Below are 16,166 nucleotides of genomic sequence, written 5' to 3' on the forward strand. Positions count from 1 at the left end.
GAGCCATGCCGATCATCGAAAGCCGACTCGACACGCGCGACGCGATCCACGACGTCACGCTGAACGCGGGCGAACCGTGGCTGCACGACCTGAAGCGCGGGCAGGTCTTCCGCATCCTCGACCTGGAAGGCAACCAGGCCGTCGACACGCTGTTCTACCGGTCCGACGACCCGGAGGAGCGCTACAGCGCACAGGACACGATCCGCGCGCAGCGCAACCTGTACCTGAGCGCCGGCAGCGTGCTGCTGTCGAGCCGGGGCAACCCGATGGCGACGATCGTTGCCGACACCTGCGGCCGCCACGACACGCTCGGCGGCGCGTGCGCGGCCGAGAGCAACACGGTGCGCTATGCGCTCGACAAGCGTCACATGCACAACTGCCGCGACAGCTTCCTCAATGCGATCGCGCACTGCACGTGCGGCGCGGGCGCGCGGCTCACGAAGCGCGATCTCGTCGGCAACGTCAACTTCTTCATGAACGTGCCTGTCACGCCGCTCGGCCGGCTGACGTTCGAGGACGGCATTTCCGCACCTGGCAAGTACGTCGAGATGCGCGCGGAGATGGACGTCACGGTGCTGATCTCGAACTGCCCGCAGCTCAACAACCCGTGCAACGGCTACAACCCGACGCCCGTGCGCCTCACCGTATGGGAGGCGGAATGAACTGCCCCCACGCTCACTATTGTTCGCTGCCCCCCAAGGGGGCGGTTGCCGTCCACGGCCGGCTTTGCAGAGCCGGCCGGCTGCGCGGGCGCGGAGCGATGCTCCGCGAATTCCCCGCTACGCCCCTTGGGGCGGCCCGACGGGAGGCAACATGAGATTCGCCAAAGTCCTCGTCGCGAACCGCGGAGAAATCGCGTGCCGCGTGATTCGTACGCTGAAACGGCTCGGCATTGCGTCGGTCGCGATCTACTCGGATGCCGACCGCGATGCGCGCCATGTGACGCTCGCCGACGAAGCCGTGCGGGTCGGCCCCGCGCCGGCGGCGGAGAGCTACCTGAACGTCGCGGCGATCCTCGCCGCCGCGCGCGAGACCGGTGCACAGGCCGTGCATCCCGGCTACGGCTTCCTGTCCGAGCATGCGGGCTTCGCCGATGCCTGCGAAGCGGCGGGCCTGCGCTTCATCGGGCCGCGCGGCGACCAGATGCGCGCGTTCGGCCTCAAGCACACCGCGCGCGAGCTCGCGGCCTCGCAGGGCGTCGCGCTGCTGCCGGGCACGGGCCTGCTCGACGACGTGGCGACCGCGCTCGCCGAAGCCGACGCGATCGGCTATCCGGTGATGCTGAAAAGCACGGCCGGCGGCGGCGGGATCGGCATGTCGCTGTGCCGTGACGCCGCGCAGCTCGAGTCCGCCTTCGAATCCGTCGTTCGGCTCGGCAACGCGAACTTCGCGCATGCGGGCGTGTATCTCGAGAAGTTCGTCGAGCACGCGCGGCATATCGAAGTGCAGATCTTCGGCGACGGGCGCGGCGATGCGATCGCGCTCGGCGAACGTGACTGCTCGGTGCAGCGCCGTAACCAGAAAGTGATCGAGGAAACGCCCGCGCCGGACCTGACCGATGCCGAGCGCGACGCGCTGCACGCGAGCGCGGTGCGACTCGCCCGCGCGGTCGGCTACGCGTCGGCCGGCACGGTCGAATTCGTATTCGACGCGAGCACGCGGCGGTTCTATTTCCTCGAAGTGAATACGCGGCTGCAGGTCGAGCATTGCGTGACCGAGGCGGTCACGGGCATCGATCTCGTGGAATGGATGATCCTGCAGGCCGAAGGCGACCTACCGCCGCTCGACACGCTCGCCGTCGAGCCGCGCGGCGCGAGCATCCAGGTGCGGCTGTATGCGGAGGATCCGCACAAGCAGTTCCTGCCGAGCGCCGGCCTGCTCACGCACGTCGCCTTTCCGGACGACGTGCGCGTCGACGGCTGGATCGAAGCGGGAACCGAAGTCAGCGCGCATTACGATCCGCTGCTCGCGAAGCTGATCGTGCGCGGCGATACGCGCCGCGACGCGCTGGCCGCGCTGCAGGCCGCGCTGGCGCGCACCGAGCTGTACGGGATCGAAACCAACCTCGACTACCTGCGCGCGATCGCCGGCTCGGACACGTTCGCGCGCGGCGCGCCGACGACGGCGTTCCTGTCGCGCTTCGCGTTCGCGCCGCATACGATCGACGTGCTCGACGGTGGCGTACAGACTACCGTGCAGCAGGCGCCGGGGCGCGTCGGCTACTGGAGCGTCGGCGTGCCGCCGTCCGGTCCGATGGACGACCGCGCGTTCGCTCTGGCGAACGCGCTGCTCGGCAATGCAAGCGACGCGGCCGGGCTGGAATTCACGATGGTCGGCGCGGCGCTGCGCTTCAACACCGCGACGCTGTTCGTGCTCGGCGGCGCGCCGCTCGCCGCCGCGCTCGATGGCGAGCCCGCGCCGTTCTGGCAGGTGCTGCGCGCGCGGCCCGGTTCGGTACTGAAGCTCGGCGGCGTGACGGGCGCGGGCGTGCGCGCCTGCCTGGCCGTGAAAGGCGGGCTGCAGGTGCCCGACTATCTCGGCAGCAAGGCGACCTTCACGCTCGGCCAGTTCGGCGGCCACGCGGGGCGCGCGTTGCGCAAGGGCGACGTGCTGCACCTGCACGCGGACGCGGGGCGCGGCGATGCCGGCGCGACGCTGGCCGACGCCGACATTCCCGCCTTGACGCACGCGTGGACGCTCGGCGTGCTGGACGGCCCGCACGGCGCGCCGGACTTCTTCACGCCGGACGACATCGCGATGCTCTACGGCACGCGGTGGACGGTCCACTACAACTCGAGCCGGACCGGTGTCCGGCTGCTCGGCCCGAAACCGCAATGGGCGCGCGCGGACGGCGGCGAGGCCGGCCTGCATCCGTCGAACATCCACGACAACGCGTATGCGATCGGCGCGGTCGATTTCACCGGCGACATGCCCGTGATCCTCGGCCCGGACGGCCCGAGCCTCGGCGGCTTCGTGTGTCCGGTGACGGTCGTGCGCGACGAGCTGTGGAAACTCGGGCAGTTGCGCCCCGGCGATACCGTGCAGTTCGTGCGCGCCCGCGTGCCGGCTGGCCATGCCGCGGCGACGGCCGGCACGCCGGACGATTGCGTGCTGCATCGCGACCCGTCGGCGGGCGGCGGCATCGGCGTCGTCTACCGCCGCTCGGGCGATCGCAACGTGCTGGTCGAATACGGGCCGCTGATGCTCGACCTGAACCTGCGCTTTCGCGTGCACGCGCTGATGTGCTGGCTCGACGCGCACCGGCTGCCCGGCATGCTGGACCTGACGCCGGGGATCCGTTCGCTGCAGATCCAGTTCGACGCGCGGACGCTGCCGCTCGCCGCGTTGCTCGCGCATCTGCAGGCCGCCGAGCGCGAACTGCCCGACGTGGCCGACATGCGCGTGCCGAATCGCATCGTGCATCTGCCGCTGTCGTGGGACGACCCGTCGACGCGCGTCGCGATCGAGCGCTACATGCAGTCCGTGCGGCCCGACGCGCCGTGGTGCCCGAGCAATATCGAGTTCATCCGGCGGATCAACGGTCTGGCCAGCATCGACGACGTGAAGCGCATCGTGTTCGATGCGCGCTATCTGGTGATGGGGCTCGGCGACGTCTACCTCGGCGCGCCGGTCGCGACGCCGATCGATCCGAGGCACCGGCTCGTGACGACGAAGTACAACCCCGCGCGCACGTGGACGCCCGAGAACGCGGTCGGCATCGGCGGCGCGTATCTGTGCGTGTACGGCATGGAAGGGCCCGGCGGATACCAGTTCGTCGGCCGTACCGTCCAGATGTGGAACCGTCACCGCACGACGCGTGAATTCGAAGCCGGCAAGCCGTGGCTGCTGCGCTTCTTCGACGAGATCCGCTTCTACGAAGTCAGCGAGGCCGAGCTGACCGCACTGCGCGCGGATTTCATCGCGGGCCGCGCGGCGCTGAGGATCGAGGAATCCGTGTTCGACCTGGGCGCGTACAACCGCTTCCTGCGCGACGAGGCGGCGTCGATCGCGACGTTCAAGGCCGCGCAGCAAACCGCGTTCGAAGCCGAACGCGACCGGTGGCGGGCGGCCGGGCACGCGGAATACGTCGGCGAGGCGGAGCAGGGCGACGCACAGGCGGCACGCGGCGCGGGTGCGCTCGACGACACGCAGCGCGCGATTGCCGCGGACGTGTCGGGCAGCGTGTGGAAGGTGCTGGTGGAGCCCGGCGAGCGCGTGACCGAGGGGCAGGTCGTCGCGATCGTCGAATCGATGAAGATGGAGGTGGCGGTGACGGCAACGGAAGACGGCATGATCGAGACGGTCGATTGCGCACCGGGCGTGGCGGTGGTGGCCGGCCAGCGGCTGATGGTGCTGAAGGCGGGCGCCGCCGAGGAGGTCGCATGAGCACGATGCCACGCTCGCTCCTGCCGGGGCTTCGCTCGATTGCCGCGCTGCGGGCGCGCTACGAGGCCGGCCACCTGACACCGCATGCGCTCGTCGACGCGATCGCCGCGCATTTCGACGCCGGCGATCCGCATCACGCGTGGATCCGGCCGCTGACCCAGGCCGAGATGACGGCCTACGCGGACGCGCTGGCCGGGCGCGACATCGCGTCGTTGCCGCTTTACGGCGTGCCGTTCGCGATCAAGGACAACATCGACCTCGCCGGCATCCCGACGACAGCGGCCTGTCCGGCGTATGCGTACACGCCGGCACGCAGCGCGCCCGTGGTCGAGCGGCTGATCGCGGCCGGCGCGATTCCGGTCGGCAAGACCAATCTCGACCAGTTCGCGACCGGGTTGTCGGGGCAGCGCTCGCCGTACGGCGCGTGCCGCAATGCGCTCGATCCGCGCTACGCATCGGGCGGGTCGAGTTCCGGGTCGGCGGTGGCGGTCGCGCTCGGCGTCGCGACGTTCTCGCTGGGCACCGACACGGCCGGTTCCGGGCGCGTGCCGGCCGCGTTTCACGGGCTCGTCGGGCTCAAGCCGACCCGCGGCGTGCTGAGTACGCTCGGTGTGGTGCCGGCCTGCCGGTCGCTCGATTGCGTGTCGGTGTTTGCACATTCGGCGGCCGATGTACGGTCGGTGTTCGCCGCCGCGCATGGCACGACCGAAGGCGATCCATACGGGCGCGCGTGGCAGCCGCTGCTGGGGGCCGACGGGCTGCGTGCACACCCGGCACGGTCGCTCGCGCAGTCGGCCTTCGGCGTGCCGCGTGCCGACCAGCTCGAATTCTTCGGCGACGCGTCGTACCGCGCGGCATGGGGCGCGGCGCTCGAACGCCTGCGGGCGACCGGCGCGCGGATCGTCGAGATCGACTTCAGCCCGTTCCTGGCCGCTGCACGACTGCTCTACGACGGGCCATGGGTGGCCGAGCGGCTCGCCGCGCTCGGTGAATTCGCCGCGCGGGAACCCGACGCGCTGCATCCGGTGATTCGCACGATCGTCGGCGGCGCGTCGCGCTTCAGCGCGGCCGACGCGTTCGCCGCGTTCGACCGGCTCGCGACGCTGCGCGTCGAGGCTGCCCGCGCATGGGACGGACTCGACGCGATCGCGATGCCGACCTCGGCCACGACCGCGACCGTCGACGCGCTCGAAGCCGATCCGATCGCCGTCAATTCGCGCTTCGGCTACTACACGAACTTCGTCAACCTGCTCGACCTGTCGGCGATCGCGGTGCCGGCCGGTTTCTGCGCGACCGGGCCGCACGCGGGGTTACCGTTCGGGATCACGTTCGTCGGCCGCGCGCACGACGATGCGAGGTTGCTCGATCTCGCCCAGGCGTGGGGCGACGGCGATCCGGCTGCCGGCGACGCACGGGCCCCGGCGCGCGCTGCCCCTGCCGCATCCGCCGGCGTGGTGCGCGTGGCCGTCGTCGGTGCGCATCTGCGCGGCGAGCCGTTGAACAGGCAGCTTGTGCAGCGCGGCGCGCGCTTCGTTGCCGCGACGACGACGGCGGCGGCCTATCGGCTGTACGCACTGTCCGATGCGGCATCCGGCGGCGGGGTCGCCAAGCCGGGGCTCGTGCGCGTGCCGGACGGCGGCGCGCCGATCGCGGTCGAGATCTGGGAGATGCCGGTCGCTGCGTACGGCAGCTTCGTCGCGGGCATCGCGGGGCCGCTCGGCATCGGCACGCTGACGCTCGCGGACGGCGCGCGCGTGCAGGGCTTCCTGTGCGAAAGCGCGGCGCTCGGCGATGCGACGGACATCACGCGGTTCGGCGGCTGGCGGGCTTACCGCGCACATGCCGCGAGCAGCGCGCTGCAATGAACGCACGGCCGCGCGATGCCACGAGCGTTGCGCGGCCGGCACCCGAAACGATACGGAGATTCCCATGTCAATGACCCGCAACACGACCGGATGGCTGGCCGTGCGCCGAGAGCTGACGACGCGCGGCAAATGGACGCTCGGCCTCGCGTCCTTCCTGCTGCCGTTCGCCGTCTGGTGCCTGATCAGCTATGTGCCGTTCGTCTGGCATCCGCAGATGCGCATCACGAATCCCGGCAGCGTCGACTATTTCCAGACCGGCATGCAGATCGACCGCGACGTGTTCGACGACGAGCTCGCGCATGCGCGGGCAACGCACGCGGCCGTGCCGGAAGGCGTGCGCGCGAATCCGGTCTACCTGCCCGCGCCGCACCAGGTGCTGCGCGCGTTCTACACCGCATTCACGACGCCGCCTGCCTCGCGCGACGGCGTATGGCTGCACGAGAGCCTGTGGCACAGCATCCGGATCATCTTCTGGGGCTTCGTGATCTCGTCCGCGATCGGCGTGCCGCTCGGCATCGTCTGCGGCACCTTCAGCGCGCTCGCGCGGCTGCAGGAGCCGTTCCTGGAGTTCTTCCGCTACCTGCCCGCGCCGGCGTTCGGCGCGCTGATGGTCGCGATCCTCGGCATCTACGACGCGCCGAAGATCGCGATCATCGTGATCGGGACACTGTTCCAGCAGGTGCTGATCGTCGCGAACACGACGCGCAAGCTCGAATACGGGTTGTTCGAGGCCGCGATGACACTCGGCACGAAGAAGCTCAAGCTGCTCACGCACGTCGTGATTCCCGGCGTGCTGCCGGACCTGTATCGCGACCAGCGGATCCTGCTCGGCTGGGCGTGGACCTACCTGATCGTTGCCGAACTCGTCGGCACGAGCTCGGGCATCACGTGGTACATCAGCCAGCAGGCGCGCTACCAGCATTTCGACAACGTGTATGCGGCGATCCTGATGATCGGGATCATCGGCCTCGGCACCGACATCGTGCTCGGGTTGCTCGGCCGCAAGCTGTTTCCGTGGGATCGCACGCTGAAAGCGTGACGCCCGTTGATTCGCATCCATCGACCGATTTCCGCAGAGGGCATCATGCAGAATCCGCAAGCCGTTCCCGATTACCTGATCCAGTCCGACGCGGTGCGCGAGCGCTTCGCGCGGCTGAAAACCCGTGACGTGATACTCGACGTGCGCCATGTCGGCAAGCGTTTCACGACGCCGCAAGGCGAGTGCGTCGCGCTCGACGACATCAGCTTCCGTACGCACCGGCGCGAATTCGTGTGCGTGATCGGCCCGTCCGGATGCGGCAAGTCGACGTTGATCCGCATCCTGGCGGGGCTCGACGCGCAGACGAGCGGCGAGGTGCTGCTGGACGGCCAGCCCGTGCAGGGGCCGGGCGCCGATCGCGGGATGGTGTTCCAGGGCTACACGCTGTTTCCATGGCTCACCGTGAAGAAGAACGTGATGTTCGGACTCCGGATGAATGGAAGCAGCAGCGGCGAAGCCGAGCGTGAAGCGCTGCAATGGCTCGATCTCGTCGGGCTGACGCGTTTCGCCGACGTGTATCCGCACCAGTTGTCGGGCGGGATGAAGCAGCGCGTGGCGATCGCCCGCGCGCTCGCGAACCGCCCGCGCATCCTGCTGATGGACGAGCCGTTCGGTGCGCTCGACGCGCAAACGCGGGCACGGATGCAGACGCACCTGCTCGACATCTGGCGCAACATCGACGTGACGATCCTGTTCATCACGCACGATCTCGACGAGGCGATTTTCCTGGCGGACCGGATTCTCGTGCTGAAGGCGAATCCGGGGGGCGTGCAGGAACTGATCGAGGTGCCGGTGCCGAGGCCGCGCGACTATTCTCAGGTCAATTCGCCGGCGTTCATCGCGACGAAGGCGCGGCTCGAAGCGCTGATTCATCCGAAGGAGGCCGTGTCTGCCGACGACGACGGCGTGCGGCCGCACATGATCCGGATGACGGATGTGTCGGACAACGTCGAGTAGGCCGCGGCGGGCACGACCGGCACGCGCTGCGAACCTACCCGCGGGCGATCGCCAGTGCCGCCGCGACATCGCCCCGGCGATACGCGGCACGGACGGCCGCGGCCGTGGCCGCCACGGCGTCGGGTGGCGGCAGCCTGCGCAGGCGCACGGCCACGCGCGGCAGCGACGCGAGCTGCTGTCGAAGGTCGACGATCAGCCGGGCACAGGGGTACCGCGAGGACGACGCCTCCTGGTGCACGGCGGCTTCGGCCAGGCCGGCCGCCCACTCGACACCGCGATGGTGCCTGGCCTTGTCGAGATGCGGCAGATAGCGCGCGTTGCCCGACAACGCGATCAGCAGCGCGGCCCAGTGCGCGCCGCGCCATCCGAGCGGCGGCAGGTCGCATGTCAGGTCGGCCAGCAGCGTGTCGTCGAGCACGGACAGGCTCTGCTGGCACAGGTAGTGGAAGTCGAGCGGCTGGCAGCGGACCAGCGGGTAGTCGCGCAGCACGTGCCCGAATGCGATGCCGGCCTCGACGGCACCAGCCAGGAACGATTCGGCCGGCGCCGGGCGGTTCAGGTGCAATGTCGGCACGGACCGGAACAGCCGGCTGATGTCGTCGGGGTGGTAGTGCATGGCGAATGTTGTCGTGGTGGTGGCCCGAAGCAACCTTAGCAGATCGCGTGCGAGGGCCGCGCCGGTATCACGAGAGCACGCGCTTGCCTCCTTTTTGACACCCCGCAATTGTCATTCCCGTCGAAGCGAAGACTTGAATTAGTCGGAGAACGACAGAGGTCGCATTGCCGCCGGCCGCCAATTTGAAGAAGCGATGCGCCATGCGTTGCGGCGGGCACGCAAATCGCTCGGCAATGTAAACAAACGCTGCACCGGCCAGGCATGCGTCGCTCGGATCGCCGGCGTCGGTAACCGATCTCCGTCACATGCGCGGAAACGCGTGCTGCATTGAAAGAAATAGACGACAGGCGCTCCCTGCGGTGTTCTGGCGATTCATTTGTTAGGAGGCAATGCCATGCACGTATTCACCAACCTGAGCCCTTTGGTCTCGCTGATCGCCGGAATTCTTATTCTGGTGGTACCGCGCCTGCTGAACTACATCGTCGCGATCTACCTGATCGTCATTGGATTGCTTGGGCTTTTTGGCGGACATTACCACTGACGAGCCGCCTGGAGCGGCCCGGTGCAATTCCATCTAGATGTGCTCGACGCGTACTTCGGCCGAGTCCCTGGGCACCGTCAATCGCGTGCGACCAAGCAGTGCATCCGCGGGCGCCGTGCCGTCCGGACTTAACGGCTTCACCTTGATGAACGTGACGGAGAAATGTTCCGGCGTGACGGTGGCCGACGCATAACCCTGCGCATCGTGGTCGGCGTGGCACAGATCGGGGTTGTTCGCCATCAGGAAGCTGTCGAGTCTGCCAGGGGTGGCCACCATCGACGCCAGCGGTGTGCCGGTCCATGCTGCCTTCAGGTTGGAATAGAAGGACGAACTGCTGACGCCGGCGCAAACGAAATCGACGATCACCGGCACCCCCGTCGCGGGGTCGGGGTCGTCGCGCACGACGCCGCATTGAAATGCATGCAGATCGCCGGTGATCGCGACCACGTTATGGATCTGGTGCTCCCTCAAGTAAGCGAGCAGTTCGTGCTTGTGCGCGGGATAACCGTCCCAGGCGTCGCAATCGGCCACGAGGCGGGCCGCTGGCGTCTTGGGTGCGCCCGGCATCTGGAACCACAGACGGTTCAACATCACCTCGTTGCCCCATACCTTCCAGGTTGCGGGCGAGTCATTCATCGCGGCTTTCCACCATTGCGTCTGTTCCGGGCCCAGCATCGACGGTGGGCGACCAAGCCGCTTGGTATCGCTTGCCTCGTATCGTTGCAGCACATCCTGCTGTACGAAATAGCGCGAGCCGGCTGCGTCGTCTCCATGTACCGGGTCGTGCCCATGCACGCGCGCGATGGCTGCCTCGCTGACGACATGATCGTCGCGATACAGCCGTTCGTCCGTCATCACGAGATGCATCAGCATGCCGAAGCGAAAATCGCGGTAGATGCGAATGTTCGTGTACGACGGATTGTCCGGATCGAATCGCACATCGCCCCAATCCACCGGCATGTACTCTGCCCAAGCGCGACTGGCGCTGCGGCGGCGCCGGGTTTCCTGCCGCTCCTCGTTGGTATAGACCTGATGATCCTGCCAGCAGTCGTCGGAAAATTCGTGGTCGTCCCAGATCGCTATCATCGGAAGGCGCTGGTGCAGCATCTGCAGTCGCGGATCGGTGCGATAGGTGCGATAGAGCGTCCGGTAGTCTTCGAGCGTATCGGCATACGCGCGGCCGTCCGCGAGCCGCTTTCCGTCGGGCAAGCGCAGAGGAGGGTGTGACGGCTCGGCAGGGCCGGGAGGAAACGCCCCGACCGTTTCATAGATGTAGTCGCCCACGTGCACGAAGAAATCGAGATCGCGCTCGGCGGCCAGCAGCGTCATCGCTTGCCAATGGTTGACGCTCCAGTCCTGGCACGTGAGCCACGCGAAGCGAACCTGTTCGTTTGCCTCGGTGACTTCCGGCGCAGTCCGCGCGACACCCGTCATGCTGACGTCGTTGCCGGCAACGTACCGGTAGTGGTAGGTGGTCTTCGGCGAGAGCGCCGTCACCTTCGCGCGCACGGTGAAGTCGTAGGTGGCCAGCGCCGTCAGCGGTACGCTTGCGACGAGCGTCGAGAAATCCGGCAGGGTCGATACTTCGAGTCGCAGCGGTACCGCCCGCGCGACACCTTTTGCCCGTTGCGTGACGCTCCTGGGTACCGGCACGCATCGCGTCCAGAATACGATCGAGCGATCGTGCGGATCGCCGCTGGCGACACCTTGCGGGAATCGATCAAGGTTCTTGCGCGCGGCACCGACGGGTATGACCGCCGGTGAGACGCTGTGCGGAGCGGCGGCAGCCGCAATGGTAAAAAAGACCGACGACTCGAGGAAACGGCGACGATCCATTGATCCTCCCGATCGACATGTCATGGCCGCAGCAGGCGTCCGTTTCTCTCTCTCAGCATGCTGGCACTGCCGCACACCATTGAGCAGGCGGAGAAGTCGATTCGTCACATTACTGCGACGATCGACGTGCGAACAGTCGTGAGAACCCCATTTCGACGTGCACGTCGATATCGTCAGACATGTCCATCCGAAGCGCATTCAGGAACACGAATTGCGCAAGACCGTACAGCAAATTCGGGGAGTGAGACATGCACATCGGCCACACCGTCGGCAAGGCGGCCGCGTGGCTTGCCGCGATCGTCGCGCTGGCGCTTGCAGCGCTGGTTATCGTCATTGTGACGTTCGACTGGAATCGGGCCCGCCCTTGGATCGATGACAAGGTGTCGGACGCGATCGGGCGGCAATTCGCGATCAACGGCGACCTGAGTGTCGGGTGGCATAAGCCTGTGGCCGAGCGAGGCTGGCGCGCATGGGTACCATGGCCACGATTCACCGCACACAACGTCACGATTTCCAACCCGGACTGGGCGCGGTCAAAGAATTTCGTCGCGCTGGACGCGATCAGCTTCGAGATCGAGGCGCTGCCGCTGATGGCGCGCCACATCGTGATTCCGGCGATCGACCTGGTCAATCCTTCCGTCGACCTCGAACGTCTCGGCGACGGGCGAGCCAACTGGACGTTCAAGTTCAAGAAGCTCGCGCAGCCGGGCCAATGGACGCTCGATCTGCATCAGGTCGCGTTCGCCCGAGGCAGTCTCGGCTACTACGACCAGCAAAAGCAATTCGATCTGAGCGCGACGATCGACACGCTTGGCCAGCCGATCCCGTTCGGTGTCGCGATGAAACAGCAAGAGGCGTTGGCGCGCCACGAATCGGCAAAGGCCGTCGGGCCGGCGGGTCAAAAGAAACTCGCGGCCCAGGCGCACGCCGGCCAGGTGCAACCGGTGGTTCCCGCGTCGGGTGCCGACGCCGCGTCCCGCGCATCGGCAGCGGCTTCGCAAGCGCTGGCCGCGGCGTCGCGTACCGCAGGGATGAAAGCCGGCACCACAATGCCGCCGGCAGCATCGGGCGCACCGGTTGCATCGAACGCCTCCGCTGCTGCCGCATCGGGCGCACCGGTTGCATCGAACGCCTCCGCTGCTGCCGCACCGGGCGCGACGTCCGCTGCGACGACGAGTGCATCGGCGGGCCCGGCGCCGGCGGAATCTGCTGGCGCCGGCACTTACATGATCGGCTGGACCGTCAAGGGAACCTACAAGAAGAGCAATGTCGCCGGCACCGGCAAGATCGGCAATTTGCTGGAGGTGCAGGGCACGTCGCGGCCATTTCCGGTGCAGGCCGATTTGCGCTTTGGCGATACGCATCTGGCGTTCGTCGGTACGCTGACCGATCCGGCTCACCTGGCTGCGGTCGATCTCCGGCTTTGGCTCGCAGGCACCACGATGGCCCATCTGTATGAAGTCACGGGCATCACGTTACCCGAAACCTCTCCTTATGCGACCGACGGCCGATTGATCGGCCAATTCCGGGCGTCTGGCGACGTCTTCAAGTACGAGGACTTCACGGGACGCGTCGGCGGCAGCGATCTCAACGGCACGCTGGTGTACGTTTCGCGCGAACCGAGGCCGCTCTTGTCCGGCACGCTGGAGTCCAGACTGTTGCAGTTCTCTGACCTCGCACCGCTTGTCGGCGCCGACACGAATGCCAGGAAGGCGCGGCGCGGTGCCGCAGTCGCGCAGCCCGCGAACAAGGCGTTGCCTGTCGAGACATTCCGAACCGACCGCTGGAAGAAGATTGACGCCGACGTTCGATTTACCGGGCGACGCATCGTCAAGACCTCGAGCTTGCCGATCACCGACCTGTCGACCCACATAGTCATGCGTGACGGGGTTCTGATGCTCAACCCGCTGAACTTCGGCGTCGCGGGCGGGACGCTGGCTTCCAACATTCATCTGGACGGCAGCGGCGTGCCGCTCAAGGGGCGATTCTCGCTGCAGGCGCGACATCTGAAACTCAAGCAGCTGTTCCCGACATTCTCGGTGATGCAAACGGCGCTCGGCGAGGTCAACGGCGATGCCGAGTTGTCAGCCACCGGCAATTCGCCGGCGGCACTCGCCGCGACTTCCAACGGGGAAGTGAAGACATTGATCACCGACGGCACGGTGAGCCTCCTGCTGATGGAAGCCGCAGGCCTGAACGTCGCCAACGTGGTTTACGAGAAATTGTTCGGCACACGTGACGTAAAGATCAACTGCGGCGTGGCCGACCTGGTGGCCACCAATGGCGTGCTCGACTCGCGCGTGTTCGCACTCGACACCGACGATGCGGTGATCGGAATGGAAGGCAACGTGAACCTGCGAGACGAGACCATGAATCTGACGCTGCATCCCCATACCAAGGGATTCCGGGTGATATCGCTGCGCTCGCCGCTGTATGTCACCGGATCCTTCAAGCAGCCGCACGTCGGGGTGAAGGCGGGAGCACTGATCGCGCGTGGCGGTGCGGCGATCGGGCTGGGCCTGGTGAATCCGCTCGCAAGTCTGCTCGCGTTGGTGCAACCGGGCCGCAGCAGCCCGTTGCCGTGCCGGCAGATGCTGGCCGACATGGAGCGGCGCCCGACGGCACCGCCGCCGGGCATCCGAAAGGAGAAGAAGCCTCCACCGGCGTACATGAACGCGCCGTCGGCTGCTTCGGCGGCCTCCGCGCCGACTGGTGCGAGTCTCAAGCATGAACGATGAATGTCGATACGGACGATTACGGCCGTTTGCGTTCGGGGCCGAAGCCCGGCCGGGCGGCAGCGCGCATCGGAGCGGGCGCGGCAGGTGCGCGTGCGAGCGAGATACCCAGCGCGGCGCCGACGGCGAGGAACAACGAGATCGCCAGGAGGGCGACGATGAACGCGTGAGCGATGGCCGCAGGATCCTGGCGCGTGCCGAGCGCCGTATAAAAAATGCCGCCGATGATCGCCACGCTGAGCGACGTGCTGACCTGCAGCGTCGAGCTGGCGATGCCGGCGATCATGCCGGAAAGCGCCGGTGCGACGCGCCCCGTCACCATGCGCATCAGCGTCGGCAGCGCGAGGCCTTGTCCGAAACCGATGACGAAGAGAACGACGGCGAGCGGCACGGTAGCGAGCGGCATCCCGATCGGCGTGGCATCGATCAACCACGCGAGGCCGACGAGCCCGACGATCTCCAGGCTCATCCCGAACGGATTGACGTACGCGCCGATGACACGTGTGCACAAAGGCGTCGACAACGGGCCGAGCAGAAACCCCACGCCGAACGGCAAGAACACGAGGCCCGCGCTCAGCGCGTCGACGTGCAACGCATTCTGCAGATACACCGAGAACAGCAGGAAGAACGCGCCGATCGAGTACAGCAGCAGCGCGATCAGCAACGCTCGGCTCAGCCCCGGCGCGCGCAGCGCGGCCGGATCGAGCAGCGGTGCGCCGCCGCTGCGTCCCAGCCGGCGCTCGTAGCGCCAGAAGAACCAGGCGAGGGCCGGCACCGCGAGCAGCGACACCCATGCCCATCCGGGCCAGCCTGCTTCGCGCCCTTCGATCAGCGGCACGATCAGCGCGCCCAGCGTGAGCATCGACAGCGCGGTGCCGCCGAGGTCGAGCTTGCGTGCATGCTGCGCACGCGTTTCCTTCAACAGCGGAATCCCGAACAGGACGACCAGGATCGCCAGCGGCAGGTTGACGAGGAAAATCGTGCGCCAGCCCAGGTTCAACAGGTTCAGCGAGATCAGGATCCCGCCCAGCGCCTGCCCGACCACGGCTGCGAGACCGAACACCGCGCCGTACAAGCTGAGTGCGAGCGGCTTTTCCGATTCAGGAAAGATCGCCTGGATCGAAGCGAGCGCCTGCGGCGCCATGATCGCGGCCGTCACACCCTGCAACGCGCGACCGACGATGAGCGTCCACGGCGAACTTGCGAGACCGCACAGCGTCGAGGCGATCGCAAAGCCGATCAACCCGAGGAAAAACACGCGGCCGCGGCCGAACAGGTCGCCCAAGCGCCCGCCGGTGATCAGCGTCACCGCATACAGGCCCGCATACGACGAAATGACGAGTTGCTCGGCCGACGACGAGGCGCCCAGTTCCGCGCGGATCGACGGCAGCGCGACATTGACGATGAAGAAGTCCAGCGGCGGGAGGAACGCACCGACGAGCAGGACCGAAAACATGGCCCAGCGGCGCGGGTCGGGTGATACGGGATCATTTCGTGACATTGATGCCTCTCTATACGGAACCAATCGGTTCCAAATTGGGTAAAAAAAATCAGTCGAGGGTGCGCATCGTACGGTCGACCAGCGCGAGCATGTCGCTCTCGGGCACGCCGGTTTTCCCCAGCACGCGCATGCCCTCGATCTGGCAGACGAGCAAACGCGCCAGTACCTGTTCGTCCTGCTCGGCGATCTCGCCGCTCGCCTGGCCGCGGACGATCGCGCCCGCATAGAGCTGCTGCAGGCGCCGGAACATGCGCCCGGTGCGCTCAGCGACATCCGCGTCGCGCGCGGCCAGTTCGGTGGTCATCGCGACCGCGAGGCACCCGCGCCGGCCCGCGTCGCCGACGGACAGGCGCGCATAGCGCAGCAGCGAATCGCGAATCGCATCCTTCACGGGGCCGGGTTGCGACAGGATGTCCGCGGTCGCCTTGAGCCCGTCGGCCATGTACAGGTCGAGCGCCGCCAGCAGCAACGCCTTCTTGTCGCCGAATGCCTTGTAGAGACTGCCGCGCGACAAGCCGGTGCCGGCCATCAGGTCGGGCAGGGACGCGCCTTCATATCCGCGGTCCCAGAAAACGTCCATCGCGTCGCGCGCGGCATCGCCAAGTTCGAATTCGCGCGGACGGCCCACGCCAGCCGGATTTGCCATCGGTCAGTTTCGCAAACGATGCGGTGCTTGAATGTAGCGCCATT

11 protein-coding genes are annotated in these 16,166 nt (G+C 67.2%); 7 read left to right on the forward strand and 4 right to left on the reverse strand.

The window, feature by feature from the left end; genetic code table 11:
* Positions 1-5: 5 nt before the first annotated feature.
* The 5 genes from AC5LXX_RS23235 (at position 6) to AC5LXX_RS23255 (ending at position 8,247) form a co-directional block, all read left to right on the forward strand.
* Positions 6-662 carry an urea amidolyase associated protein UAAP2 gene (locus tag AC5LXX_RS23235; protein ID WP_493413349.1) on the forward strand — a complete coding sequence of 219 codons (657 nt, stop codon included), beginning with the start codon at positions 6-8 and terminating at the stop codon, positions 660-662.
* A 151-nt stretch (positions 663-813) separates the two neighbouring features.
* The gene (uca, locus tag AC5LXX_RS23240; protein ID WP_493413350.1) at positions 814-4,386 is read left to right on the forward strand and encodes an urea carboxylase; all 3,573 of its coding nucleotides are present in this window, start codon (positions 814-816) and stop codon (positions 4,384-4,386) included.
* Entirely contained in the window at positions 4,383-6,251 is a 1,869-nt protein-coding gene (atzF, locus tag AC5LXX_RS23245; RefSeq protein ID WP_493413351.1) for an allophanate hydrolase, read from the forward strand. The genes uca and atzF overlap by 4 nt, the downstream gene beginning before the upstream one ends.
* Positions 6,252-6,315: 64 nt before the next feature.
* A complete protein-coding gene (locus AC5LXX_RS23250) occupies positions 6,316-7,290 on the forward strand; it encodes an ABC transporter permease (protein ID WP_493413352.1) in 975 nt (324 codons plus the stop codon).
* 45 nt (positions 7,291-7,335) lie between these two features.
* Positions 7,336-8,247, forward strand: a complete 912-nt coding sequence (locus AC5LXX_RS23255; protein WP_124447437.1) for an ABC transporter ATP-binding protein — start codon at positions 7,336-7,338, stop codon at positions 8,245-8,247.
* A gap of 34 nt (positions 8,248-8,281) precedes the next feature.
* On the opposite strand, the gene AC5LXX_RS23260 is transcribed toward AC5LXX_RS23255, so the two are convergent.
* On the reverse strand, positions 8,282-8,863 hold the full coding sequence (locus AC5LXX_RS23260) for a hypothetical protein (RefSeq protein WP_493413353.1): 582 nt from the start codon (positions 8,861-8,863) through the stop codon (positions 8,282-8,284).
* A 394-nt stretch (positions 8,864-9,257) separates the two neighbouring features.
* Here AC5LXX_RS23260 and AC5LXX_RS23265 point away from each other — a divergent pair, with 394 nt between their 5' ends.
* A complete protein-coding gene (locus AC5LXX_RS23265; RefSeq protein WP_124448121.1) occupies positions 9,258-9,404 on the forward strand; it encodes a DUF3096 domain-containing protein in 147 nt (48 codons plus the stop codon).
* A 33-nt stretch (positions 9,405-9,437) separates the two neighbouring features.
* On the opposite strand, the gene AC5LXX_RS23270 is transcribed toward AC5LXX_RS23265, so the two are convergent.
* A complete protein-coding gene (locus AC5LXX_RS23270; RefSeq protein ID WP_493413354.1) occupies positions 9,438-11,240 on the reverse strand; it encodes an alkaline phosphatase D family protein in 1,803 nt (600 codons plus the stop codon).
* Positions 11,241-11,488: 248 nt separating this feature from the next.
* Here AC5LXX_RS23270 and AC5LXX_RS23275 point away from each other — a divergent pair, with 248 nt between their 5' ends.
* The gene (locus tag AC5LXX_RS23275; RefSeq protein WP_493413355.1) at positions 11,489-13,978 is read left to right on the forward strand and encodes an AsmA family protein; all 2,490 of its coding nucleotides are present in this window, start codon (positions 11,489-11,491) and stop codon (positions 13,976-13,978) included.
* 16 nt (positions 13,979-13,994) lie between these two features.
* Here AC5LXX_RS23275 and AC5LXX_RS23280 read toward each other — a convergent pair whose 3' ends face one another.
* Both AC5LXX_RS23280 and AC5LXX_RS23285 read right to left on the reverse strand, forming a co-directional pair.
* Positions 13,995-15,476 (reverse strand): MFS transporter, encoded by a 1,482-nt coding sequence (locus tag AC5LXX_RS23280; protein ID WP_493413356.1) that lies wholly within the window; start codon positions 15,474-15,476, stop codon positions 13,995-13,997.
* Positions 15,477-15,525: 49 nt separating this feature from the next.
* Positions 15,526-16,122 carry a TetR/AcrR family transcriptional regulator gene (locus AC5LXX_RS23285; protein ID WP_493413357.1) on the reverse strand — a complete coding sequence of 199 codons (597 nt, stop codon included), beginning with the start codon at positions 16,120-16,122 and terminating at the stop codon, positions 15,526-15,528.
* Positions 16,123-16,166: the final 44 nt, after the last annotated feature.

It is taken from the genome of Burkholderia torrens (genome assembly GCF_984668525.1).

Excerpts from the sequence above, each read along its gene's own strand:
- AC5LXX_RS23235 (WP_493413349.1), top strand. The coding sequence starts at position 6 with ATGCCGATCATCGAAAGCCGACTCGACACGCGCGACGCGATCCACGAC.
- uca (WP_493413350.1), top strand. The coding sequence starts at position 814 with ATGAGATTCGCCAAAGTCCTCGTCGCGAACCGCGGAGAAATCGCGTGC.
- atzF (WP_493413351.1), top strand. The coding sequence starts at position 4,383 with ATGAGCACGATGCCACGCTCGCTCCTGCCGGGGCTTCGCTCGATTGCC.
- AC5LXX_RS23250 (WP_493413352.1), top strand. The coding sequence starts at position 6,316 with ATGTCAATGACCCGCAACACGACCGGATGGCTGGCCGTGCGCCGAGAG.
- AC5LXX_RS23255 (WP_124447437.1), top strand. The coding sequence starts at position 7,336 with ATGCAGAATCCGCAAGCCGTTCCCGATTACCTGATCCAGTCCGACGCG.
- AC5LXX_RS23260 (WP_493413353.1), bottom strand. The coding sequence starts at position 8,863 with ATGCACTACCACCCCGACGACATCAGCCGGCTGTTCCGGTCCGTGCCG.
- AC5LXX_RS23265 (WP_124448121.1), top strand. The coding sequence starts at position 9,258 with ATGCACGTATTCACCAACCTGAGCCCTTTGGTCTCGCTGATCGCCGGA.
- AC5LXX_RS23270 (WP_493413354.1), bottom strand. The coding sequence starts at position 11,240 with ATGGATCGTCGCCGTTTCCTCGAGTCGTCGGTCTTTTTTACCATTGCG.
- AC5LXX_RS23275 (WP_493413355.1), top strand. The coding sequence starts at position 11,489 with ATGCACATCGGCCACACCGTCGGCAAGGCGGCCGCGTGGCTTGCCGCG.
- AC5LXX_RS23280 (WP_493413356.1), bottom strand. The coding sequence starts at position 15,476 with ATGTCACGAAATGATCCCGTATCACCCGACCCGCGCCGCTGGGCCATG.
- AC5LXX_RS23285 (WP_493413357.1), bottom strand. The coding sequence starts at position 16,122 with ATGGCAAATCCGGCTGGCGTGGGCCGTCCGCGCGAATTCGAACTTGGC.